The sequence below is a fragment of the Halobacteriovorax sp. RT-2-4 genome (assembly GCF_047085445.1).
GTDB lineage: Bacteria > Bdellovibrionota > Bacteriovoracia > Bacteriovoracales > Bacteriovoracaceae > Halobacteriovorax_A.
Window position 1 is genome coordinate 530,381 of the sequence record NZ_JBKIXY010000002.1, and the last position, 24,462, is coordinate 554,842.

Genomic DNA, 24,462 nt, shown 5'->3' on the forward strand with positions numbered 1-24,462 from the left:
ATTTTATCCTCACTACATGAATTGCAGTGAGTCCTATAGATGGGTACGAGACAACACAGCAATTACAATTAATTACTAGTGCTAGTCTCGTCAACAAGATAATTTCTTGCAGTTACACCGGGGTTTCCCCATTATGTCGACGTAACTTTTGCCTTTTTGGGTGGCAACTGACTACTCCCTAACTATAAAAATTTTAAAGTGATAATTTTATACAGTCAAGGTTCATAAATGAATTCTGGAAAAAAAATTAAGATATTTTAAGCTAATGATAAATCACATTAGCTTCTTGTATAATAAAGATGCTTATAACAAAATAATTGAATTAGAGTAAATACGTATCTCTTCACTTGCTCTCATAATAAAGAATTTTTTGAAATTATTTCTCTCGAATTGAACCTCAAAATAATCAAACACTCCATCATATAGCTTAAATATACTTATAACTTTACCTACTCCAAATTCGTGAGAATATACTTCAGTTTTATTTTCAATATGTTTTTCAAAATCTATAATCATAAGTTTCTCCTAGTAAAATTGTAAAGGCGCCAAAAAATGACGCCCGATTTATTCAGAAACTAGTAGCGATCGTGCGATTTTTTCTTTGTAGTTTTGGCCATGTTCACAATTAACGATCTTCCCATAAAGTTTTTATCGTTAAGGTTACTGATCGCCTTTTCAGCATCACTTGCTGTTTCCATTTCAACAAATCCAAACCCTCTTGCTCTGCCTGACTCTTGGTCTCTAATAACATTAACTGCTACAACGTTTCCAACATCAGCAAAAAGCTTTTCAAGATCAGAATTTTCGATATCATATGATAAATTTCCTACATAAATATTAGATTTCATTTTTACCTCCAAGGTAAATCGCTCTTAACAAGATAGGATCCATGCTAAGAGTATAAAGAGACGACTGTCCCTGCTACACAAGATTGTGTAAGTACATTTTCTTAATAAAATTATTTAAACTGTTGCTAATAGAGAAAATAACCTAGGATCATTTTTATATTAATCCTATAGTCAAAAAGATATTTATTATTCAGTGATTGCCAGCTACATGGCAATAAAGAACATCTCGACTTTATAAGTATAGCCTATCAATGCGTTATTAGCAAATAGAGTAATCTTTGTGTAAATACACAGGCTTAAATGATAATTATTAGAAAATAATAAAATAACTCAAGTAATAAAAATTAATTTACATACTTTTAATAGAATGATAGTTAACCAAAAATAATTTTAACAATAATTCATAGGTATTTTTAATGAAACAACTAGCTATCATTTTCTCGTTACTATTCTCTTTAAACTCATTTTCATCTGTTAGTTATAATCAATTCTACGAACTATACGATCAGTTAGACTATTATACACCAACAGGCTTTAGAAATAATGACGATAACTACAGCAATACAGTGAATGATATTGATGTATGTGTAATTCAACTTAAAAGCTCACAAGAGTTATATTACTGGACTTCAAAACAAGAAGTAACGATCTACCTAGGAAATGGCGGATATAGAACTGAAGTACAAGACAGTGGCTATGGTTACTACGGACTAGCAATTTATTTCGATTCAAATGAAGTTACGTACACAAAATACGAAGATGGTGATGTCGATACAAAGAAACGTTCTCACTACATCCTATGGTACAGAAGCTCATCAAGTGCAAAGACAGCGAAGAGAACGCTGAGAGAGCTAGAAAACCTTTGCAAATAAAATAATAAATTCTAATCATATTGGGGAAGTCTAAGTACTGATACCAAGGCTTCCCTAAATTTCTTTGATAACTTTATTTTCTATTGTCGTACAACTCTTTTCATCTCTTCTCCTCCAAAACATCTCATATATAAGTGATAAGATGCACCGTTGTGAACTTTTGGCGAGAAGTGAAGTTGGTAGCGAATCGTTACACTACGCTTTGTATGATCTGTTGTTAGGCCAACAAAACTTCTGTCATTAACAAGATAACTATAATTATCAATCCCTGTATCTCTTGCGTATAGCTTATCAAAATCAACATATGACTCGAAGTAATCGACATCATCCAAAGGAGCACTATATTCTTCGTCAACAAGTGATTTGATAAGAGAAACTAATAGCTGCTTGCCTTCACTCTCTGAGTAAGGTTTTTTAAAGTTACTTAAAGGAAGTCCTGCAAAGAATGTATATAGACTTGGAGCAGTTTGATAGACAAAACGTTGATATAAATATTTATAATCAGCAAGAGGAAGCTCCACATTCTCAGGAGTAAAGCCTCTGTCTAAGTGAAGAACTTCAACAGGCCCTAGTCTAGTTTTAGTGTATACGAAATTATTACGAAAAGAGAGTTTCTTATCCTTAAAAAGAGTCTCGTAAGTAAAGATATCTTGGTAAGAAGCAGTGAATTCACATCCACCTTTATATCTCTTGTAGTCCATTGCATAAGTATTAAGACCAAGAGCTAGCAATAAAATTGAAAGTGTTAATTTTCTCATAATAATCCCTAAATAAATAATGTCTTGAAAGTTTTGTCTTTATAGCAGATCTAATATTAAAGACATCCAAATTGTAAAATCTTTAGGATAATGCACTTTTCAAAGCGTGTCATTATTACCACCTAGCTTGTTCCAAGTAATTAAAAATACTATAAATCGGCTTGAATTCAATTTAGAAGCGACAAGGAATATCAATGAAGAAAATTTCAATTCTTCTTACTCTTTTCACATTAAATACCGCTCTTGCAAATGACCCACTAGAAAAAGATCAGTGGCATCTGAAATATAACGCTAAAAATAAGGGTGCAAATATTGAAAAGGCCTGGAAAATTCTCGAGTCAAATTATCAACCCGTTATTGCAATTATCGATGCTGGATTTGATATTGATCATGAAGATTTAAAAGACAGTATTCTTATTAATAAAGAGGAAATTCCAAACAATGGGATTGATGACGATAATAACGGCTATACAGACGATTATTATGGTTATAATGCGAATAAGAAAAATGGTGATCTTTCAGGAGATTATGACTTTCAAACAAAACACGGCACTGCCGTAGCAGGCGTCATTGCAGCAAAGCATGACAATGGCCTCGGTATCAAGGGCGTTGCAAAAGGTATAAAGATCATTCCTATCGTTAAACCAGAGCCTATGGCAAAGAGAAAGGATAAGCTTCCACACCTTATAGAGGCAATGAGATACGCAATGGAGAGAGGAGCAGATATTATAAGCTTTTCTGCGAGGCTTAAAGTAACGTCACCGGCATTTAAGAAAGTACTCAGAGAACTAAATGACAAAGGGATTCTCGTCATTGCCTCTTCTGGAAATGTTGGAGTTGAAAACTCGACGAATCGATACCCAGGTGCTTATGCAGAGGAATTTTCAAATATTATTGTCGTGGGCTCAAATGATAAGAATGGTAATAGAGTAAAGTCTTCTAATTATGGAGATCAATCAGTTCACCTCTTTGCACCTGGTGATAAAATTCTAACAACACACCTATCAAATACCTATGGTCCATCGAGTGGTACAAGCTTTTCAACACCACTAGTTGCAGCAGTTGCGGCCATGGTTTTGGCAACACATGGGCCGCAGTCGAGATGGACAATGAGAGAGCAACTAATTAAGACAAGTCGTCCACTAAAAAGCCTTGAAGGCCTGAGTGTATCTGGTGGAATTGTAGATGCCTATGAGGCACTTAAATAACAAATTATGAAGTTTCATTTTTCTTAGTATAAGCATAGGCCATTGCATGTGTTGCAATCGGTGTCGTAATCAATAAGAATATAAAAAGAAAGAAGTTAGTTATTACGATATTAAGATTAGCAAATATCATTGCTGTTCCTAACAAGATTAAACCTGCTCCAAATGCACTGGCCTTACTTGCGGCCTGAAGCTTCATATAAAAGTCTGGCATTTTCATAAATCCCACGACAGCAAGGAAAACAAAGATAGATCCTAAAAAGATTAAAACTTCACCGATAAGATTTATCATTAATTCTCCTTACTCATATCAGATAAATAAACTGCAAATACAAATGCTGTTACAAAGCCAACGACAGCAAATAACAAGGCAATATTATAAAAAAAGAGATCTCCGTATAATGTATAAAGAATTAGAAAAAGGCTAACACCAGAGATTCCAATTAAGTCAAAAGCAAGGACCTTAACAAGGACTTCCTTTTCTCTTTTTGCTTCTAGAGTGAGAAGAAAGAAGGTCAAGACAACAAGGCCAATAGAGATCATTAGCAGAACACTCATTTAACTCCTCCATTTGAAGCTCCCCTTAGAATTCTTAAAACACGATTCTCAATAACTTCTTTGAATTCCTTAATGGCTTCCTCTTCATTTTCTAAAAACATCATGTGAATTAAGAGATGTTTTTTATCTGCATCTAAATCAATAACCATGGTCCCAGGAGAGAAAGTAATGAGATTTGATAACAAAGCAATTTCAAAATCACTCTGTACTTCTAGTGGAAATTTTATAATTCCTGGAGTTGATAAGTTCTGAGGTGTCACTACATCTTGAGCGACTCTAAGAGCACCTAGAGTAAGATCCCATAAATAGAGAATAATAAATTCTAAGATATACCATAATCTCATAGGAGAACCTCGTTAATAAATTAGTCCGATCTTACCGACTTCCTGGGCAAGCTCATAAATTAGTAGTGGGTTAAAACTAATAATTAAAGTAAAAATACAAAGCAAGATACATGAGATATAAGAACGAATTATTGAAACCTTTGGAAAAGACACAATAAACTCATGATACTCACCCCAAAACACTCCACTCCATATTTTCACCATACTATATAAAGTAAAGAAGCTTCCTATAATCATGGGAATAATGATCCAAATAAGACGGCTCTCAGTTGCTATTTTAAAGAGACCAAGTTTCGCCCAAAATCCAGAAAATGGTGGTATTCCAATCAGGCTAGCAGCAGGAATCAAAAAAAGAATCGCAATAATGGGAGAAGTCTTAAGTAAACCTCCAAGCCTTGATATTTTCTCAGTATATGCAAAATTTCTTATTAAGCCAGAAACGAAGAATAGATTTGTTTTAACTAAAATGTGATGAAAGATATAAAAAAGAGAACAAGAGAAACCAAGCTTCTTTATTGCTAAATCAGGATGAAGACAAAAACTTACACCTACTCCAATAAAACCAACCTGACTAATAATATGATAACTTAAGATCTCTCTTAATTTGTTTTGAACAACTGCAAACCATACACCGACAAGAAGAGTAAGAATCGCTAAAATTAGAATTGTCCAAAACAGTTGAAGATCAGAAGGAAAAACCTGACCGAAGACTCTAATCATTGCATAGAGGCCAAGTTTTGTCAGAAGTCCCGCCAAGACTCCGCTAAGTCCAGCTGAAAGTTTTGGATAACTTTCTGGTAGCCAGAAAAATAATGGAAAAAATGCTGACTTAATTGCGAAAGCACCAAAGAGACAGATCGCAAGAGAGCGAACAAGGCCGGGGTCACTAGCGTATAATTGTGCCAATCTTTCGCTTAAAACCTTAAAGTCTAATGTATTTGTAAACTTATAAATGAGTGCAATTGAAATCAAGAAGATAAGTCCACTAATGAAATTTAGGAGTATATACTTAAGACCGCTTTTAAGTCTTTTACGAGATGAATCAAGGACAACAAGTACGTAACTACTCATTAGCGTAATTTCAAACCACACAAATAAATTAAAAAGATCGCGAGTAAGAAAGGCACCAGTCAATCCCAGAAAGAGTGTATTGTACAAGAAATGATAAATGCTTTTTTTCTCAACAGTAACACCAGGATAAGCGTAAAGCACACCAGTGAAGTATATTGCGCCGACAACGAAAATCATAACTCCTGAAAAAATATCATAACTTAAAGATATTCCAATTCCACTTTCCCAGCTTCCTACTACAAATGTTGATGTTTGTTTAAATGAAAAAAGGAATAATCCAGAAATTATAAAATATAGAAGTGCAAATAAATTTGAAAAGAATAAGATCAATTTGTCTGACTCCTTAAACAAAAGAGAAAAGGCAGCTGAAACAAGAGGTAGTATAAGAAAGACGATAAAAAAGTTCTGATGTATCACTACGCCTTCCCCTTTTCTCTTGAATCATTGATTTTCTTTATAACTGAGATGACAAAGCAAAGTGTTGCAAAAGAAATAACAATCGCAGTTAAGATGAGTGCTTGAGTTAATGGATCGGCAATACTAGACTCAAACTTCGCTCCGACTTTAGCAAATGGATAACCATGGGAGACGACTTTTCCAATTGAGAAGATAATTAGATTAGCACCATTACCTAAAGTAATAATCGCAAAGATACTATTGACCCAAGTATTCTTTAATAAAAAAAGAAAACCGATAATTAAAAATATACAACCAACTAAGAACGTCATCTAGTTACCATTTTCCTTTGAAAAGCTAATAAACTTCACATAGGCCATCGTTGTACTCAAAGAAACAATAATATAAACGAGGGTATCAAAAACAAGAACAGAACTAATTTTTCCAGCTATGGGGAAAGGAATACTTGACCACATTGAACTAAGTGGTGCCTTTCCTAAAAAAACAGGAAATGAGAAGATAAAAACAAGAGCTAAAATGCTCAATCCTATAATATAAGTGTAATTATCGTAAATCCATTTTCTTAGACTTGAGTCATGGTGGGATATAAAGTGCAGAATCATGGCCAAAGATAAAAGTAAGCCTCCTATGAATCCTCCACCTGACAAATCATGTCCTCTTAAAAGTAACAAGACAGATAAAATGACCAGAAGTGGACAAACAAGCTTAAAGCTACCTCGAATTAGTGCTTCATTCACGCTCACCTCTTTTAGAAAAAATAGCTAATACACCAACAATAGCGATAGCAACAACAAGAACTTCACCAAAAGTATCCATTGCCCGATAGTCCACGAGAATCACATTGACAACATTTTCTCCTTTTGCCAAAAATTTTGAGTTTTCAAAAAAATAGCGACTAGCACTCATATCAAAATCCAATTTCTTTGTTAGAGAAAAAATCATAATTGAGAGGCCATAAAGAAAAGCAATGATAAAGTTTATAGGCTTAATATTGATTCTTAGATCACGTCCATCTATTGGAACGGCCTTTATAAGGAAGAAAACAAAAAATAAAGAAAGTGTCTCAACCATAAGTTGAGTCATGCTAACATCTGCAGCACTATGATAACCAAAGAAGAGCACTAGGAAGAAACCAGAAAGTACAAAATATAGAATAGCCTTAAGATTTGACTTACTTATATATGCAAATACTAATCCAGTTAGAATTCCTGACAAACTTAAGAATTTTGAAAGAGTAAATTCTATTTTTGGAAAGACAAAATTTGTTATACCAAATTGAGAAAGAATAGTAAGTAAGGTTAAAAAGCTTAATGTTATGCGTATATAGTGTGCAAAACTTCCATTTTGCATCAACAAATTCATTTTTTTAAAATAGTCCAAAATCAAATAAAGTATTTTTTCTAAGTGAGGCCACAGACTAAACTCTGAATACTTCTTTGAAAATTCATCAAGCTTAATAAAATATTTATCGAGAAAGAAACTTCCTCCAACACTACCTAGAATAGTCAAAACACTCAGAAGAAGAACAAGATTATATGGATATTGAATACCGTGCCATAACTTAATATGAACACTTTGCTCTCTTAAACCAATTTCTCCTAATGCTTTTTCAGCAATAAGGCCGACACCAGTTAGATTAGGTACTAGTGCAATAACGAGGGCCAAGACTGAATAAATGAAGGGAGATATAAGGAGTCCCTTATAATTTATCACATAACTCTTTCTTGTAGGCCACGATACCCGAAGAAGATTCACCGCTTGTATTCCCATAAATAGATTACCGATAAAAAAAGTAGGAATGATAATCCAAGGTAAGTATGTCTTGATACTTGTTAAATAGATATACTCCTTTGCATAAAAGCCAATACTTAAGGGAAATCCAATCATACTCATGGTACTAAGAAGTGCAATAATGAAAGCTAATATTCCAACTCGATCACCATTTAAGAGCTCTTTTCGTTCCATCGTTTTTAAGGCCTTTGCAAAATAGCCAACATATTGAAAGAGACTTGCTTTATAAAACGCGTGAGCAATAACTAATAAGACGAAACTTATAATTGAATATTCGTTAGCAATTCCTAAAAGGATGGCCAACATACCAAGAATACAAATAGTAGAATATGCTAGCATTGTCTTAAAATTACTTTGAAGTAAGCACTGAAAACCACCAAGAAGAACTGTAATGACACCAACACTAATAAAGAGCATCTGCCAAAGTGAGTCTTGTGCGTATAATGGAAATACCTTTAATCCTAAGATCAGGCCCGCCTTTACCATTGTTGCAGAATGAAGAAAGCTGCTCACTGGAGTGGGCCCCGCCATGGCCAAAGGAAGCCAAAAAGAGAATGGAAAAAGAGCTGATTTAGAACAAATACCTATAAAGAGTGCGATTAAAGAGATTCTGAAATAAATATGATTTTCAAAGTTCTTCAATTCCATCAACTTAGTTAAATTAAATGAGTCATAAAATGACAGGCCAAAATCAGCACCTATTTGAGAAATAAGTAATATTCCAAAAAGAAGAAAAAGCCCTCCTCCAACGGTTGTATAGAGTGCCCATTTTGCTTTTTCTCTAACTTGCGAATCTTCATTTTTTAGGCCGATAAGAAAAAAGGATGTAACACTAGTCATCTCCCAAAACAGATAGAAAAATAAGAGATTTGAAGAGTATATTATCCCAAACATCGATATTGAAAAAAGAATTAGAGAAAGATAGTAGATTAGCTTATCTTTAGAACTAAAGCTCTTCATATAGATGAGACTATAAATAAAGACACCTATACCTATGATGGCGACAAGAGCACCAAATAGATTATTCACACTTGAAAACGAAAATATACCTTCCACTAGTATCTTCAAAACAATCCTTCGTATAAATTACGAGTTTAATTTTCAGTGAGTGTGTGTTTGAAATATGAGGTCATACAAAATCTAGTATGACCTCAAAAAATGAATCTTTCTTTTTCTAAGCACTTTTCTTAGCCGATAATTGACTTTTCTTTTTCATGGCAACCAAGTGATCAGTTGTAACCTTTGCGCTACGATTCTTTGAATCACTCAATTTACTTGCATTAGTATAATATTCTCTTTTTGAAGATTTTATTTTGATAAACTTCTCAATCGTAATATACACTCCAATCAATGCGAGGCATGAAATTAGGAAAATGATTTCATTGACATTCATGCAATGCTCCTTCGTTAACACTTCCTATAACTATACCGGATTTTTAGACATCAATAATATATATATTGACAATAGATTGTATTAATTTATTCAAAACTAAATCTTAACTTTTTTTACTAATGTGTGATTTTGAGGAGCTAAAAAAATGATCAATTATTACCTTCATACACCATCATTGTTGAATCCCCTTCATCAATGATCTGTGATTGTGCGAGACTACGTAATTGCCTTATTTGATTTGGATTTGGTAAATCATAATTTTCACCGAGAACTTCATTCTTATAATAATATTCACTAAGAACTGCTCGTCCACCAAACTCTTCCATTAAAATATCCTTGTCTTGATACGACAATTGGTAGAAGTCTTCAGGCTCTATATTCTTCAAAATAATATATGCCCTCTCTGCATTTGAAAGCTTATCCAAAGTATCAACCTCGACTCCAGAACTTTCTTTTAGACTTAAAATAGTTTTACTAAGATCATTAGCAATTGCACTTGAAAGATCATCTGACTCATAAATTTTTATCTCGATCTTTTCGATCCTATCTTCAATATTAACAATTTCTACTTCTTCGAAAGAATTATGATCATCACTCAAGATTATTTCATTTGAAAATGCCTCTTCATTAGCTCTTTCAACAACTGATACATTTGCCGTTTCAACATCAGTGTCGATAAGCATAACTCCTGAAAATGTGATTATAAAAAAGGTTACAACTTTTTTCATCATTACCTACAAGTTATATCCATAGTTCTATAAAACGAGTTACTAAGTGGAGCTTTAGCATGCCATGGGTGTACAATAGTAGCTTTCATTCTAAGATACATAGAATTAGCAGAGACATAATATCCATTTCCATTATGGCCTCTTAGGGCAGATAAGCTTTGTAACTTTGTTGCTCCAATGAGATCACAATTATTTCCACCAACGATTTGTACAACAGCACTTGTGGCCTGATTACTTTCAGCTTGGTAGTTAATTTTAAACTGTTTATCTAGAGAAGGAACCGATTCAAAATCAACTTGATAAATATCATTTGTCCCTACAATAGTATTAAATTTATTACTCCAATTACTAGAAGCAATTGAAGTTAGAACCTTAGCTTGTGCTCCTCTTTTTAAAGTAAAGTATATCTTATTATTATCTTCTACGCCGTTTCTCCCCTTAACAGAACGAAAAGTAAAAAGACCAAGATTATAGTTACAAACGTAAGCATTCCAATTCGTTCTTGCGCTACAGCCATTATTATTGAAACTATTATAAGGAACAACGACTGAACCACTAACACCAGTCAGGGAACCATCAAGGTCTCTAACCGACATTGAATAAGGCGAATCAATCCAGTTTTGATTATTCGTTTCATAGTAAAATCTTTTCCAAGGTGTTGTGGCAAATTTCAGACCGCGTACCTTATTTTCAAATCGATTCGCTCCTCCAATATTAGTGATTGGAATTGGAGTAATATTTTTACCATTGTAACTTTGTTGTGTATTTGGGTAATCAAAGAAAGTTACATTATCTAATTCAAAAGGCCCATCATAGACAACGATTCCGGAAACAAAAGAATTACCAGGTAGAGCACTTGCGAGAATCCCTTTATCTTTATTAGAGTTATTTGCTGATTGCCCAACAATTGCCGAATTAGTAAAACGCTGAGAGTAAGCAGTAAAGATTGCCCAACGATTATCTGCTAGTACAGCATTATCAAATTGAGCGGCCCTTCCTCTAAAATAGATTCCACTCTCTGTATTCTTGAAAGCAACCAGGTTTTTAAACACAGGATAAGTAGAAGGCCCATAATGAGCACTTACAAGCTCTCTATCTTCGGGATTATTTGGATTATTTCTTAAGGCCCCATCAGGTGCCCCATCCCATGTGTGACCAACCTTACTTGAGTGGGCCGTATTATTGTCATATCTTAGAGTATTATTCGTTATCGGAGTCGAACATAATCCGTCAGGAGAACAAATTCTATTTTTTTCAAAAGCCATCCAGAATCCAGTACCTTCAGATCCGGCCGCTACGTTGTATGCTACAGTATTATCTGGGTTAGAAATCCAAAATGTTGATGGACTAGGAAATCTTGCTGCAACACCTCTTACATCTGAAATTAATAAAGCACGAGATTCTGGAACTTTCTTTGAAACCAGACCGATATTATGACTAAGCGTATTCTTTACTTCATTACCATCTTCTAAAAAGTAACCATGTCCGAAGTGATTATAACAAACATTACCAATAACGCTTACGTAGTTAGTTGCGTGAACGGTGATACATCTTTGATAACTATCTGTTACAGACGAGTTTTTAATGTATTGTCCACTTGCATTTCCAACCATATGCCAATGGAATGGATATCTTGCCATCTCCCCCATTCTTCCTAATTTTGAAAATTGGACAGAGTCAACATATGCCTTAGCATTTCCCATCACCATAACATGACCACCAAGATATGATGACTCATGTCCGCCACCATATGAAGTAATCAAAATATTACGAGTTAGGTTTGCAACAGTTGCTCTATTATCAAGCGTCCAACTTTTCCCACTATGACTAAGAGTACGATTAACACCCCAGTGTTTGTGATAGAGAGCTCGATTAAGTACGACGACATTATTATTTACTGAAACAACTTTTACTCTTTCAGCTTCATTCATATCAAATGAAGTCGAAGAAATAATAATCTCATCATTTTTCTTCCAGTTAACATTTGTTGAAAGTGTAATTGATGTATCACCAGGATTAGCGTGACTTGCTAACTTGATGATTCCACTATTCTTATAAGCTCCATGCAGGTGTAATTGTCCTTGACCATGAACAGCAAAGGCCCTCTTTCCCATTGAGTGGTTTCCACTATTTAACTCTAGTCCATCAGCAAGCTCAATTCTTAAATTTCCTTGAAATCTTTTAGAACTTGTTCCACATATAAACTTACCATTCACTAAAATACCTTTGGCTATAATTTGATAGCTTGATGTATTATCTGGGCACCTGAACTCTCCATCAACTTGCAATAAACCGACGTTAATATCACGATCAAGAGTAGCAGTAATCCCATTTGGTATCGTTAAATTTTGTCCACTCGTTGTATAGAAGTCACTAATCTTTCTATCAGTAACATAGGTTGGAATTCGAAAGTAACCACTTTTTCCAATCTGAAGATTCGCTCCACCAGTTAGAGAGATACCGAATCCAAAAACAAGCTTTCCAGCATTTGCTTTCCATTGATCGTCAGAAAATACGTGAGCAAAACGATGTTTATTAAATGTATTTTGGCAAACATTTGAAACAGCGGCTTCACTTGGATTACTTGCTTTAAAGTTTGAAAGTATTTTCTTGCTGCTTAATGAATCACCGGCGTAAATATGAACATTAATGGATTGATTTACTGTCTGATCACAGGCCCAACCACTTACCACCAATTTATTATTTACAAGCTTTACAGCATCAATATGACCTTTAATCTCAGCATATACATTATTTAAACTTAGTATTCCAAAACTAATAACCACAAACGTTCTAAATAAATCTCTCATTTAATTCCCTTATAATAAAACCAGTTAGAATAGATCCTTTGGTATTTTAATCGTGGAACAAAAGTGATTTTAACTTTTCTAAAGAACATTTAATTAAAGACAGTAATTTCAGCAGTTTAGATATTGCAATAGAGCAAATAATCAAGAAAGTAATATGCACAAAAATGTGCAAACAAAAGTAGGTTCATGTTTTAATAGGTAATACTTCAGTATATTTAACCATTCAAATTGTGAGGCTTTTTTTAAACTAATACTAAATTAGGAATGTTGTGAGATGAGAGTTTTTGTGGCAATTGATTTACCTAAAGATATCAAAGAGCATATAGATCAAATAAGCTTTGCACATCAATATTTCAATCGCTACCCTGCTGCCAACTTACATCTAACTTTAAAATATATTGGTGAAGTCTCTGATGCATTATTAGCTCAAATTAACAAATTAATGGTAACGATTAAGTTTTCACCTTTTCCCCTTACGTTTCAATCTTTAGGGTATTTTCATCCGCACCGTAGAGGAACACCGTTATGGATTGGAGTCGAACATAATCCACAGCTCGAAAAGCTACAAACTCAGATTGAACAAAAGCTACAAACATTAGATTTAAAATTGGATAATATGAAGTACACTCCTCATCTCACCATAGGCAGAATGGATAAAGGTATTGGTGAAGAAGAGATAAGAAGCTTCCTTAAGACGGTAGAAATACATGACTTCAACATTCTAGTTAATGAGTTTACTTTATTTCATAGTCATTCAACCAAAAATGGTGTTGAATACATTCCTCTAGCAACTTTTTGAGGAATTGGAGTATATATGCCTATTGAGAAGTACTTTAAATACTATCCAGAACATATCAAACAACAAATTGAAGACCTAATTGCTAGTGGAAATCTCAAATCTTACCTGCAAAAAAAATATCCAAACAAGCATGAAATAAATTCTGATAAATTACTTTATAAATATGCAAATGAGCTTAAAGATAAGTATATGCGTAATGTTCCTCAGCTTAGTAAGGTTATTTACGAAAAACAGAAAGATCTTGTAAATGATGCACTTGGTACACATACCTACATTAGTCGAAACCACGGAGGAAAGTTAAAAAAGAAGCATGAAATGAGAATCTCACGAGTTCTTAAAGACGCACCAAAAGAGATGCTCGAAATGCTTGTGGTACACGAACTTGCCCATTTTAAAGAAAAAGATCATAACAAAGCATTCTATAAACTTTGTGAATATATGCAACCAAACTATCACCAAGTTGAGTTCGATTTAAGACTCTATCTTGTGCTACTTGATCAGGGAGAAGTTCTTTTTTAAAGGACTATCCAAAAGAAATAAAATCAAGACAAATACAAAAGCGATGAAAATCACCCTAATCCAATCCATGAGATGAAGTGGAGATAAGTGCAACGCATTTGCCATTAAGTTATATTGTGTGAGAACGAGAGATAATAAGATTGTGCACAGTATGATCAAATTAGCGGCAGTTGTTCGACACTTTGTTAATGCTATAACTATGCCAGCACTCCAAAGAGAAAGCAGTGCCATCGCTTTAGCACGCCCGTGAGCGACATCTTGACTCTCAGAGACCGCACTAATATAAGAGATAATGAGTATTGCAGTCAAACTCAATCCCAATGTTAAAATAGTCATTAACTCTTTTTTATTAAAAAATGATCTTCGATGTGAAAGATCCTTTTGCGTATCTAAATTAATATTTTGTTGAAAAGCAAAAAGAGCAGTAGGATGAATAACTAATTCAAGCCATACTACATGAATTGGCAAATAAAGAAGTTTATAGCCAAGTAGTGGTATTAAGGCAGCTGATAGAACAAATGGTATATGAATAAGTAGTAAGTATTTAAAACTCATTCTGAGATTTTCAAATAATTGCTTGCCCTCACGAATTGCATTTACAATTGTGCTAAAATTATCGTCACTCAAAATGATTGAAGATACCTCTCTGGCACTTCTCGTCCCACGAAGCCCCATTGCAACACCAATATCAGCGGCCTTAAGTGCTGGAACATCATTTACTCCATCACCAGTGACGACAACGAGCTCCCCGGCCTTCTTTAGACTCTCAACAATCTTAAATTTCTGTACAGGATTACATCTTGCAACAACATCAACACATTTAAAGAACCCTGGATTATCTTGTAACCACTCTTCTTCAAGTTTATGAGGCTCACTCTCGGCAGAAATAATGACAGCTGATTCTTGTATTAGGCCAATATCTTTCGCTATTGCGCGGGCGGTATCGGGATGATCTCCCGTAATCATTAAAACTTTAATTTCATTTTTCATGCAATACTTTAAGGCTTCTTTTACTTCGGGACGGGCAGGATCTTCAAATGCCAAAAGCCCATAAAAGTGAAATCCTTCTTCAGGCTCTAAACAAGACTCCACAAGCTCGTCATTAACCACAAGAGCTGCAACGGCCAAGACCTTGTGACCACCTTTGGCCAATGTCTCAATTTCTTTTCCCCACATCTTCTTTTCTTCGTCATTAAGAGATGATTTAGATAAAACAATTTCAGGGGCCCCCTTGATGACACACCTTAAGGTATTTTCATATTCAATAAATGCCGTCTCTCTCTTTCTATCCTCTGTAAAAGGAATTACCGACAAACGATTAAGTATTGTCGTATTTCTATTCTTCGCTTCATTAATAATTGCAATATCAACAGGATCGGCCCCCTGCCTATTAGATGCCGCAAGTGCCATTGTAAGAAGATGAGACTCTGAAGTATCAGATGCATTCACAAAGTGGGTCAACTCTAAATTACCAACCGTTATCGTGCCTGTTTTATCCGTACAAATTTGAGTGACTCGACCAATATTTTCGACCGATACCGCTCTTCGAACAAGTGCATTGTGTTTCGCTAAACGATAGACACCGACTCCTAAGAAAAAGGAGAAGACTACTGGAAACTCTTCAGGGATAGCAGCAACCGCCAATACTGCTGCACTTAAGAGAGCATCAAGCCAACCATGACCTTGGTAGAGCCTAACCGCTGCAATGATAAAACAGAGCATGACAGCAGCATATATTAGAAATCGTGTGAGCTCTAATATCGCAGACTGTAAAGGAGTTCTTTCGTGAGCGATCTGAGCGACAGACTGAACGATCTCTCCATATGAAGTATTCCTACCAGTCGATAGTATTCTAAGATTTCCCTTTCCAGCTAAAACTCGTGTTCCAGCAAAGCCTAATATATTTGTTTCAACTAAAGTATCAGCTGTATTTTTAAATGGATCAAAATGTATGGGATTTTTCTTTATCGGGAAGGCTTCCCCTGTTAGTACAGATTCATCTACTTGAAGTGAATCTGTCTCCTCCCAAAAACCATCTGCAGGCAAGTAGGCTCCTTCAGAGGAGAGAACCACAAGATCGCCAGGTACAATTTCATATGAATCAACTTCTACTTTTTTACCATTACGAATTAATATAACTTTTGACGATAATTGACTCCGTAGAGCTGCCGTTGAGACTTGTGTACGCAAATGTAAAAAGGCATCCATAAAGATTAACGGTAGTGTTGCAAGCATTAGAATGAGAGACTCAGTATAATCACCAACAAGATAAAATACAGCAGATATCCCAACGAGAAACCATACCATAGGGTCCTTGAGCGTATCAATAATGATATCAATCCATGGATTTCCTATGCGTTCGACAATCTCATTTGGTCCAAACTTTAAACGTTGCTTGTTAACTTCTTTTTCATCTAATCCATTAGGTGTTCCAGTAAGACCGACTAAACTACTAAATGAGACTTTCTTTTGCATACTGACGTTCACCAATCATTAAAGTTGATCATATTCTAGCAAGAGTAGCATGCGTAAAAATACTTAAGAGGACTAAAGTTTATCTGTTCAATTTGCACAGAAGGCTTTTAACGAAGGGTCCTGAGTTTCTCTAAGACAACAAGAAATAGAACGCGCAATATCAAAAGAGTTCTTTTTCAAATATTCCTGAGCTTTGCTAATAGCATTTCTGTAAACATTATTTAAACTATTAGACTTTATCTCATATTTATTCTTACATAGATTCTTTGTACCATTTTGAACACTAAAACAGGCCTTCTCAATTTCCCCATTAGGATCAAATTCTAAATTACTAAGAACGGGTATCGTAACTCCCATACGTCCGTATTTTCTTTCATAAAACTGGACTTTATCAATCTTATTATCTTCACTAGTTACGAGAATATTTCTTTTATCGAGGCCATTAAGTTTTACCTTTCCATCCCTAAGGCATGATTTCCTATTAACACGATTCGATTGAAGATCATTATATATGCCATCAACAACACTGCACATATGCTGGCCATGCTGCAAGGCCATTTCTTGTCTCAGCCAAGGCTCATCTAAAAATTTGATTACATTAGGACCTAAGCCAATTAATGGCCCACAATTAGGATCCTGTACCCAGTCGTGATAACCGATTTCCTGACATCCAGTCTTTATCGAAGTTAACATTAAATCAACACCTGTAACTCCTTTAATAAATTTCGTGTTAGATAAAAGTCCAGCAATTCGACTTCCTAAAGATTTCGCATGACTCTTAATTTGTGAAGCTAGTGCGGCCCTACTAATTGCAAACACCCCAGCTTTCTTTTCATTGACAAGCTCACCATACTTTAGCTTAACATCTAACCTAGACTTAAGTTTTGCCTTTTCGAGAACACTCAATTTCTTATAATGAAGGTCCTTATTGATATCTTGATAATTATCTTCCAGATACTTCGCTAAATTTCTATCCATCTTATCTTTAAGAAAAAAGTCACTTTGACTTGCCAGAGTTGTCTTCCTTCCAAATTCCTCAGTTGCAACAGGACTCATACCTCTATCAACAAAGTCTGCGATTTTTTCAATACGTAGTATTTTTTCACGTGTCGAATCATTAAGATTAAACTGATCAAAGACTTCTTTAACAAATTTTTCATCCTGATTATTTAAAGCATCAACAATTTTACGATCTAGTTTTTTTCCATATCCTTCATTATAGAGCACTTCATAAAAAGGACGTCCGTTATAGCGACTAGTGGTTCTTACTTTGGCATTATCATGTACGGACAAAACACTCTTTAAAATATTTTCATCCAAGCCTTTAAATTCGTCAGGAAATTCCTTAAGTAGTCTCATTCCCATCTCGACAACACGCTTCTTATGAGCTTGCATATGTTGATAAAAATCAAGTGCATCATTTACATACTTTCTAGGAGCAAGTTTTTCTGAGATGACTTGCATCGAAGATTTTTGAAGAGCAAGAAAAGTAGATGTAACAACAGGATAGCCAGTAACAGGTAGAGAGCAAACAAGAGCTGAATCCTCTTTAATAGCGGCATCAATTAAATGAGAATGCTCAATATCTCTTAACTGCACAAGTTCAAGACAATCATTTAACGATGAAGAGTTTGCGCAAATAACACTTGTTCTTAAGTAACTTATTTTATCTTTGACCACTTCAGAATTGGCCAAACAACTGCCGGTCTCAGCAAATGATCTACTAGAGAAAGTAAGTAGAAATATGATAAGAATATACTTATAGATTTAACGCTCCTTGTCGAGTGGTCATAGAAATATATTCGGTATTAAACGATAAAAGTTGAACAAAATCATCAACTTGAGTTTCTGAAAAGCTTACAATTATAGATTACTAGAATTAGGGAGAATTAGCCTTGAAAGTTAGCACTAAAGCTTACACTATCATTAGTTAAATGATACTCACTTGTGCATAATCAAGGCTTTTATTATCAAGAGAATTTTTTCGTTAACATTTTGAAAGGTTCTTTAAAGGGAACGTACGAATACTTCTCTTCTAATACCTCTGCGGCCTTTCTAAGAACAGATCTCTTTAGCCCTCTTTGAATTATATAAGAAGCAAGATCATTACAAAGAATAAAAATTGCAGAAATTAAAGTTATTTTCTTTCCACGAAGACCAACAGGAAAACCACTTCCATCAGGCTGTTCATGATGCTGATGAAGAATAAAATCAACCTCTGGGTATTTAGTAAATAAACTTGCTAACTCACCTTCTCTCACAGGGTGAATCTTAAACTCTTCCTGTTCATCTTCAGAAAACATTCTTAGATTTGGATCTTTAACTGAATTTATCTTACACAAGTCATCATTTTCTAATGTTGAATCACACAAGAGTGCACTGAGTATAATTTTAGATCTTGTCCCACTTGCCTTATAATTGATGGATTCTAGGATACTACATCCAAATAGTGATGTAAGAATGCTCTTTTCAGCAACGTCTCCCGCGCTGAATGGAAACTTTCCTAGCAGGGCCAATAAATCCGGCTCCTTTTCAATTACGTACTCACATTTTTCAATCACCTTATCAACTAGAGATAAAACTGCATCCCCAGTACCAATCCATCTTAAGTACGAATGGATGATACCAACTGATCGAATAAGGTTCTCAAGCAATACTTTTGTATCCTTATACTTATCAAGCGTAATATACATCTCTGTAATAGCATCTTCTAGAACTTGTAGCTGATCACTTTTATAGAGATATACAAACTTAACTTTTCTTTTAACAAAACTTTGAATTAAAGCTTCAGTGATAAGAGTATTTTTCTTAATCACTTTCATAAATTTATTTGAAGAAAATTTAATATATGCATCCGCTGGTATTGATTTAAATAAATATAAACTTCGAAGCTTTAATGGAGCAAATTCAGATTCATCGATTTCAATCAAGGCCGCACTTTCTTCAATTCTTTTATATTTTAATATGATATCCATAAACACATTTTCTAGTGCATCTTCATTAAAAGGATATTCAAGGTGATGGGCCACGGCCATCATCTCTTCATCGAGTTGGGATTCTACATTTCCAGCATATAGCGATGAGTTTCCAAAGAATACAAAATCAATACTATCGACAAGTTCACTATATGCAGTCATTAGATCAAGCGCTTCTATATCCTTATTTTCAACATCAATTAAAGCAATATGAAATGGACCTTTACTCAATACTTGATCGATAGCCTCATCTTTAGAGTTCACCTTTACTATCTCGATTTCTTTAGGAAGGTTACTTCTTAGATAATTGTCTTTATTGATATCTTCATCAGTAATATATAATGCTCTTATCATTTCTGATCTCCTAACAACTTTAGCTTAATTAAATTAAATAATAGTATATAATACATATGAATTATTACGATGGGAATTATATGCGATCTAGAGTTTTGATTATTTCTGATGAAAATATCTTAAGTTCCGTTTATGCTGCGAACTTAAGTGCATACGTCGGTTTAAAAGTAATCGTTGCAAAAACAAAAAGTGAAATTCAAAACTACTTAGGTCGTAGAGATTACGTAAATCTAATTGTTTGTGCAAACTTTCTTGAAGATTTCCCAAATATTTCTGATGAAATATTAAACCTCATTTCTTCTGTGAAATTGAAGTCTAATATTATTATGTTTAATAATTTAACTGAACAAAATTCAACAGTCGCAATCCCACCATCTGTTATTTACATTCCTAATCGATATGATATTAAATCAATCGTTAGATCATCAGCAAAGCTAATGAATGTTACGGCAAAGGATATGGTTGCATTAGATGTTGGAGATTTTTACCCACTTCCACTAGATCTACTTAAATTAACTGATCAGGCCTTCTGTGATATTTATCTTCGAAAAGAACAAAAAGATGAATTTGAATTAGTATATTCAAAGGATGATAAGATTAATGAAAAAGACATAAGTGCAGAAGATGATCAAGTCTATGTGAGATCAGAAAAAAGACTTCAGTGTATCAACTTTTTAACGATGCAATTAATCATGCACTTAAAAACAACAGCTACGCCAGAAGAAAAGCTTAAGGCCGTTGAAGTCTCATTAGAATCTCTTGCTTCTGTACTCTTAAGCGATGAAGCAAACCTCGAAGAGGTATCAAAAGTAAGCCAAACTTGTATAAAAATCATCAAGGAAGTTATTGAAGAATCGAGTGAACTTGAAAAATTATTAGCATATCTTCTTGCAAATAAATCATCATATCTTTATACCCACTCTATTCTTGCAACATATGTAAGTCAGTTTATCTTAAAACAAGTTTCGTGGGGTAACTCTGCTCAAGAAGAGAAGATGGCCTGCGCTTTCTTCTTTCATGATATTTACCTAGCACCAGTCTACAAAGAACATCCTGATGCATTTGAAGTTGAAGATCTTGCATATAAACTTGATGTTAGTGAACAGAACTTAAATTATATTTTAATGCATGCCAAGCTAGCAGCAGAGCAAGTCTCAAAGCTTAAGAAGCTTCCTAATGGTGTTGATCAGATTATCCTGCAACACCACGGTACACGAAATGGAGAAGGCTTTGCTATGGATCCAGGAGATGATATCTCCCCTCTTTCAAAAGTTATGATGATCTCAGAGTCATTTGTGAACTTCTTCTTTGAAACAAAGGATAAGGGACAAAACTTTTCAAATGAACAATTAATTACTTTTCTCAACCAACAATATACTAATAAAAGTTATCGTAAGCTTATTGCTATCTTAAAAGACCTAAAATAAATAAAATATACCAGAGGATCCATGAAAAGATCCTCCGGTATTTATATCTATGATTCAACTTCTTCTAAAATTTTTCTTCGAGGTCTTGCTATTAGTGAATAAAAGCAAGGAACAACAACTAGAGTAAAAATAGTTGAAAGAAAAACCCCACCAATAATAACTAGGGCCATAGGTCTTCTTGTTTCAGAGCCCGCTCCCACAATGACTGCCGCTGGAACAGCAGATGCAAGAGTTGTGAAAGTAGTCATAATGATAGGTCTAAAGCGTGTTTCACATGCCTCTAAGATGGCATTCTTTAACTCTTTGCCTTCATCTCTTAGTTGATTTGAAAATTCAACAATAAGAATAGAAGTTTTCTTAACAATCCCCATTGTGAGTAAGATACCAATCATCGAGTAGATATTTAGAGTACTTCCAGACAACCATAGTGCGATGAATGAGCCAGCTAATCCAAAAGGTATCGCCAGAAAGACAGTTAGTGGATCTGAAAAAGAATTAAACTGACTGGCCAGAACCATATAGGCAATAACAAGTCCTAAAACCATGATCATTAAAACACTAAAGAGTGATTCATTTAGATCCTTCGAAAACTTTAAGTAATAACCCTTTGGCAATACTTTCTCACCAAGTTCTTTGATATAATCAATTGCCCTACTTTGAGCAACACCAGTTTTTAAATTGGCATCAACTCGAATCCCTCTGGCCCTATTTTCACGATAAATAGACTGTGGTCCAAATGCATCTTCGATCTTTACAACATCATTTAGAGTTACAAATTCTCCGCGATTATTTTGAAGTAGTAGTGACGAGATATTTTCGCGTGTACGATCTTCCTCTGCTAATTGAACAAATACATCGTAACGTCTACCACGCTCCGTATACTTTGTTGCGGCCGAACCAGCAACTCCGACATTAAGAGCAGTTGCAATAGTATTAACTTCAACACCACGTTGTTGTGCTTTAATTCGATCAGGAATAATGTGAACTTCAGGAAGCTGTCCGATGTCATCGGAGCGAATTCCAACCATTAGATCAGATTCTTTCATCCCCTTTTCAAGTTGTTCATATAATTGTGCTTGAATTGCGGCATCTGGCCCCGTAATTGTAAACTCAATTGGACTTCCTCTTCGGCCACCAATGGCAGATCCCATACGATCTCTAATGATAATCTTTAGACCTTTTATAACAGATAATTCTTTTCTCAACTGAGCTGCAACTTCAAATTGAGTGAGCTTTCTCTGATCGCGGTCTTTAAGAATTAAAACACCAAAACCACGGTTTCCAGAAGTAGCACCTCGTCCACCACCAACTGCAACAATCATTCTTTGAATATTTTCATTTTTAGAAACGATTTCTTCGTACTCTTTAACTTTCTCATTTGTGTAATCTAAGCTCTTTCCATCTGGAGCGATGAAAATTACAAACATGAAGCTACGATCAGACTCAGGTGCAAATTCCTTATCGATATGATTAAGAGATAAGAAAGCGACAAGAATCAGTGCAGTCGATACAAGGAGAACTTTAATTCTATGACCTAGTGCGAACTTAAGAATTCCCATGTAAACTTTATTTCCAAACTCTACGGCCCTATCAACCCAAACGTGAACAAAGATTCCTTTTGAAGCAACATTTAAGAATTGTGAACATCTCATTGGTGCTAGAGTCAGGGCCTCTAGAGAAGATAGAGATACAGCAATACAGATTGTTAAAGCAAACTCTTTAAAGAACCTTCCTTCAATTCCAGGCATTAGTGTAATAGGTGCAAAGATTGCAACAAGAACAGCGGTCGTGGCAAGAACAGCAAATGCAATCTCACGACTTCCTTTAAAAGCTGCCTGTACCTTATCATGTCCCTTCTTGGCGTAGCGAACAATATTTTCCAACATAACAATAGCATCATCAACGACAATACCGATTGCTAAGGTTAGTCCAAGAAGCGAGAATGTATTTAATGAGAATCCCATTAAGTACATAAAAGAAAACGTTCCAATAATGGCAGTAGGAATGGCTAGAAGAATATTTATCGTTGCCGACATTGAGTTCAAAAACAGCCAACACACTAAAGAAGTTAAGATTACTGATAGCACAAGGTTTTGAAGAAGTTCATCAATTGATAACCTAATAAAAGAAGTTCTATCGAAGTTTACAGAAAGATTTGTCCCCTCAGGCAAGTTCTTAGAAATCTCTTCAACTCTCGCCTTAACTCTATCCGCAACATCAACTGCGTTAACACCTCTTTGCTTGTAAATTGGCATCGATAGCGATGGTTTTTGGTTAACACGTGAGATACGCGTACGATTTTCAACACCAGCGTAAATATTTGCAACTTCAGAAAGTCTTATCGGTACGTAATTAGCTTGGCCACCACGTCGATTAATAATCATATTCTTGAAGTCTTCAACTGTTCGTCCTTCACCTAAGACTCTTAAACTCTTCTCATTTGAAACCGTTTCAAACTTACCAGCAGGTAGCTCAACACTTTCTCGTTGGAGTGTAAGAACAATATCAGAGAGAGTTAATTGATACGCTTCTAGCTTATCAGCGATAACATCAATTCTCATCATAGGCTCTCTCGCACCAAAAGCACGAACTTCAGAGACCCCCTCGATTGTAGTCAGCTGATCAATAACACCATCTTTAAACAAAATATTAAGTTCTCTTTCAGACAAAGTATCTGAAACAAGAGCTAAATAGAGAATTGGATCATCAGCTGCGTTGGACTTTGTCACTGTTGGAGTTTCGACATCGTCAGGAAGCTGTCTTTGAGCACGTCCTAGAAGAGTTTGAACTTCCTGAAGTGCGAAATCAATATCTTTATCAAGTGTAAACTCTAAATCAATTCGCCCTTGCCCACGTCCAGCAGTAGATGTCATATCTTTAATCCCTTGCATTGAAACAAGAATAGATTCGGCCGGCTCTAATACGTCTTTTTCCACAACTTCTGGAGTTGCCCCTTCATATTGGTAGGCGATTGAAATTGATGGGTAATCAACATCTGGGTTTTCATTAATTCCTAATTCTCTAAATCCTAAGATTCCAAAGAGAATGAGAGAGAACATTAACATCCATGCAAATACAGGATTTCTTATCGATAATGATGATAAACTCATATATAACC

Annotated in this window: 22 protein-coding genes; 5 read left to right on the forward strand and 17 right to left on the reverse strand. The window is 34.8% G+C overall.

Annotated elements, in window-relative coordinates; genetic code table 11:
- Positions 1-303: 303 nt before the first annotated feature.
- Together ACMAYL_RS12965 and ACMAYL_RS12970 are read right to left on the reverse strand one after the other, a co-directional pair.
- Positions 304-516 carry a hypothetical protein gene (locus tag ACMAYL_RS12965; RefSeq protein WP_103218319.1) on the reverse strand — a complete coding sequence of 71 codons (213 nt, stop codon included), beginning with the start codon at positions 514-516 and terminating at the stop codon, positions 304-306.
- A 59-nt stretch (positions 517-575) separates the two neighbouring features.
- Complete coding sequence (locus tag ACMAYL_RS12970) at positions 576-848, reverse strand: RNA recognition motif domain-containing protein (RefSeq protein WP_103218320.1); 273 nt, start codon at positions 846-848, stop codon at positions 576-578.
- A gap of 416 nt (positions 849-1,264) precedes the next feature.
- On the opposite strand from ACMAYL_RS12970, the gene ACMAYL_RS12975 reads away from it, so the two are divergent.
- A complete protein-coding gene (locus tag ACMAYL_RS12975; RefSeq protein ID WP_103218321.1) occupies positions 1,265-1,720 on the forward strand; it encodes a hypothetical protein in 456 nt (151 codons plus the stop codon).
- Between the two features lie 80 nt (positions 1,721-1,800).
- Here ACMAYL_RS12975 and ACMAYL_RS12980 read toward each other — a convergent pair whose 3' ends face one another.
- The gene (locus tag ACMAYL_RS12980; protein WP_412471191.1) at positions 1,801-2,478 is read right to left on the reverse strand and encodes a hypothetical protein; all 678 of its coding nucleotides are present in this window, start codon (positions 2,476-2,478) and stop codon (positions 1,801-1,803) included.
- A 194-nt stretch (positions 2,479-2,672) separates the two neighbouring features.
- Between ACMAYL_RS12980 and ACMAYL_RS12985 the strand changes: the two genes are divergently transcribed.
- Complete coding sequence (locus tag ACMAYL_RS12985) at positions 2,673-3,686, forward strand: S8 family serine peptidase (protein WP_412471192.1); 1,014 nt, start codon at positions 2,673-2,675, stop codon at positions 3,684-3,686.
- Between the two features lie 4 nt (positions 3,687-3,690).
- On the opposite strand, the gene mnhG is transcribed toward ACMAYL_RS12985, so the two are convergent.
- The 10 genes from mnhG to ACMAYL_RS13035 all read right to left on the reverse strand — a co-directional run bounded on the left by mnhG (position 3,691) and on the right by ACMAYL_RS13035 (position 12,795).
- Positions 3,691-3,975, reverse strand: a complete 285-nt coding sequence (gene mnhG / locus ACMAYL_RS12990) for a monovalent cation/H(+) antiporter subunit G (RefSeq protein WP_103218324.1) — start codon at positions 3,973-3,975, stop codon at positions 3,691-3,693.
- On the reverse strand, positions 3,975-4,241 hold the full coding sequence (locus ACMAYL_RS12995) for a monovalent cation/H+ antiporter complex subunit F (protein WP_412471193.1): 267 nt from the start codon (positions 4,239-4,241) through the stop codon (positions 3,975-3,977). The genes mnhG and ACMAYL_RS12995 overlap by 1 nt, the downstream gene beginning before the upstream one ends.
- A complete protein-coding gene (locus ACMAYL_RS13000; RefSeq protein ID WP_412471194.1) occupies positions 4,238-4,585 on the reverse strand; it encodes a Na+/H+ antiporter subunit E in 348 nt (115 codons plus the stop codon). Before ACMAYL_RS13000 ends, ACMAYL_RS12995 begins: the two co-directional genes overlap by 4 nt.
- Positions 4,586-4,597: 12 nt before the next feature.
- Positions 4,598-5,986 (reverse strand): complex I subunit 5 family protein, encoded by a 1,389-nt coding sequence (locus tag ACMAYL_RS13005; RefSeq protein ID WP_412471195.1) that lies wholly within the window; start codon positions 5,984-5,986, stop codon positions 4,598-4,600.
- An 86-nt stretch (positions 5,987-6,072) separates the two neighbouring features.
- Positions 6,073-6,384 (reverse strand): NADH-quinone oxidoreductase subunit K, encoded by a 312-nt coding sequence (locus ACMAYL_RS13010; RefSeq protein WP_412470236.1) that lies wholly within the window; start codon positions 6,382-6,384, stop codon positions 6,073-6,075.
- Positions 6,385-6,810 carry an MnhB domain-containing protein gene (locus tag ACMAYL_RS13015; protein ID WP_412471196.1) on the reverse strand — a complete coding sequence of 142 codons (426 nt, stop codon included), beginning with the start codon at positions 6,808-6,810 and terminating at the stop codon, positions 6,385-6,387.
- On the reverse strand, positions 6,803-8,920 hold the full coding sequence (gene mbhE, locus ACMAYL_RS13020) for a hydrogen gas-evolving membrane-bound hydrogenase subunit E (protein WP_412471197.1): 2,118 nt from the start codon (positions 8,918-8,920) through the stop codon (positions 6,803-6,805). Before mbhE ends, ACMAYL_RS13015 begins: the two co-directional genes overlap by 8 nt.
- A gap of 118 nt (positions 8,921-9,038) precedes the next feature.
- Positions 9,039-9,257 carry a hypothetical protein gene (locus tag ACMAYL_RS13025; RefSeq protein ID WP_392992936.1) on the reverse strand — a complete coding sequence of 73 codons (219 nt, stop codon included), beginning with the start codon at positions 9,255-9,257 and terminating at the stop codon, positions 9,039-9,041.
- A 149-nt stretch (positions 9,258-9,406) separates the two neighbouring features.
- The gene (locus ACMAYL_RS13030; RefSeq protein ID WP_412471198.1) at positions 9,407-9,985 is read right to left on the reverse strand and encodes a hypothetical protein; all 579 of its coding nucleotides are present in this window, start codon (positions 9,983-9,985) and stop codon (positions 9,407-9,409) included.
- 2 nt (positions 9,986-9,987) lie between these two features.
- Complete coding sequence (locus ACMAYL_RS13035; RefSeq protein ID WP_412471199.1) at positions 9,988-12,795, reverse strand: G8 domain-containing protein; 2,808 nt, start codon at positions 12,793-12,795, stop codon at positions 9,988-9,990.
- Between the two features lie 286 nt (positions 12,796-13,081).
- Here ACMAYL_RS13035 and thpR point away from each other — a divergent pair, with 286 nt between their 5' ends.
- Entirely contained in the window at positions 13,082-13,594 is a 513-nt protein-coding gene (thpR, locus tag ACMAYL_RS13040) for an RNA 2',3'-cyclic phosphodiesterase (protein WP_412471200.1), read from the forward strand.
- A gap of 15 nt (positions 13,595-13,609) precedes the next feature.
- On the forward strand, positions 13,610-14,113 hold the full coding sequence (locus ACMAYL_RS13045) for a YgjP-like metallopeptidase domain-containing protein (protein ID WP_392992947.1): 504 nt from the start codon (positions 13,610-13,612) through the stop codon (positions 14,111-14,113).
- Here ACMAYL_RS13045 and ACMAYL_RS13050 read toward each other — a convergent pair.
- The 3 genes from ACMAYL_RS13050 to ACMAYL_RS13060 all read right to left on the reverse strand — a co-directional run bounded on the left by ACMAYL_RS13050 (position 14,084) and on the right by ACMAYL_RS13060 (position 19,917).
- Positions 14,084-16,588 carry a cation-translocating P-type ATPase gene (locus ACMAYL_RS13050; RefSeq protein ID WP_412471201.1) on the reverse strand — a complete coding sequence of 835 codons (2,505 nt, stop codon included), beginning with the start codon at positions 16,586-16,588 and terminating at the stop codon, positions 14,084-14,086. The two genes, ACMAYL_RS13045 and ACMAYL_RS13050, sit on opposite strands and share 30 nt — an antisense overlap.
- Before the next feature lie 87 nt (positions 16,589-16,675).
- A complete protein-coding gene (locus tag ACMAYL_RS13055) occupies positions 16,676-18,283 on the reverse strand; it encodes a hypothetical protein (RefSeq protein ID WP_412470243.1) in 1,608 nt (535 codons plus the stop codon).
- Between the two features lie 275 nt (positions 18,284-18,558).
- Complete coding sequence (locus ACMAYL_RS13060) at positions 18,559-19,917, reverse strand: hypothetical protein (RefSeq protein WP_392992954.1); 1,359 nt, start codon at positions 19,915-19,917, stop codon at positions 18,559-18,561.
- Between the two features lie 56 nt (positions 19,918-19,973).
- On the opposite strand from ACMAYL_RS13060, the gene ACMAYL_RS13065 reads away from it, so the two are divergent.
- Positions 19,974-21,344 (forward strand): HD domain-containing protein, encoded by a 1,371-nt coding sequence (locus ACMAYL_RS13065; RefSeq protein ID WP_412471202.1) that lies wholly within the window; start codon positions 19,974-19,976, stop codon positions 21,342-21,344.
- Between the two features lie 47 nt (positions 21,345-21,391).
- On the opposite strand, the gene ACMAYL_RS13070 is transcribed toward ACMAYL_RS13065, so the two are convergent.
- On the reverse strand, positions 21,392-24,454 hold the full coding sequence (locus ACMAYL_RS13070) for an efflux RND transporter permease subunit (protein ID WP_392992959.1): 3,063 nt from the start codon (positions 24,452-24,454) through the stop codon (positions 21,392-21,394).
- Positions 24,455-24,462 lie beyond the last annotated feature (8 nt).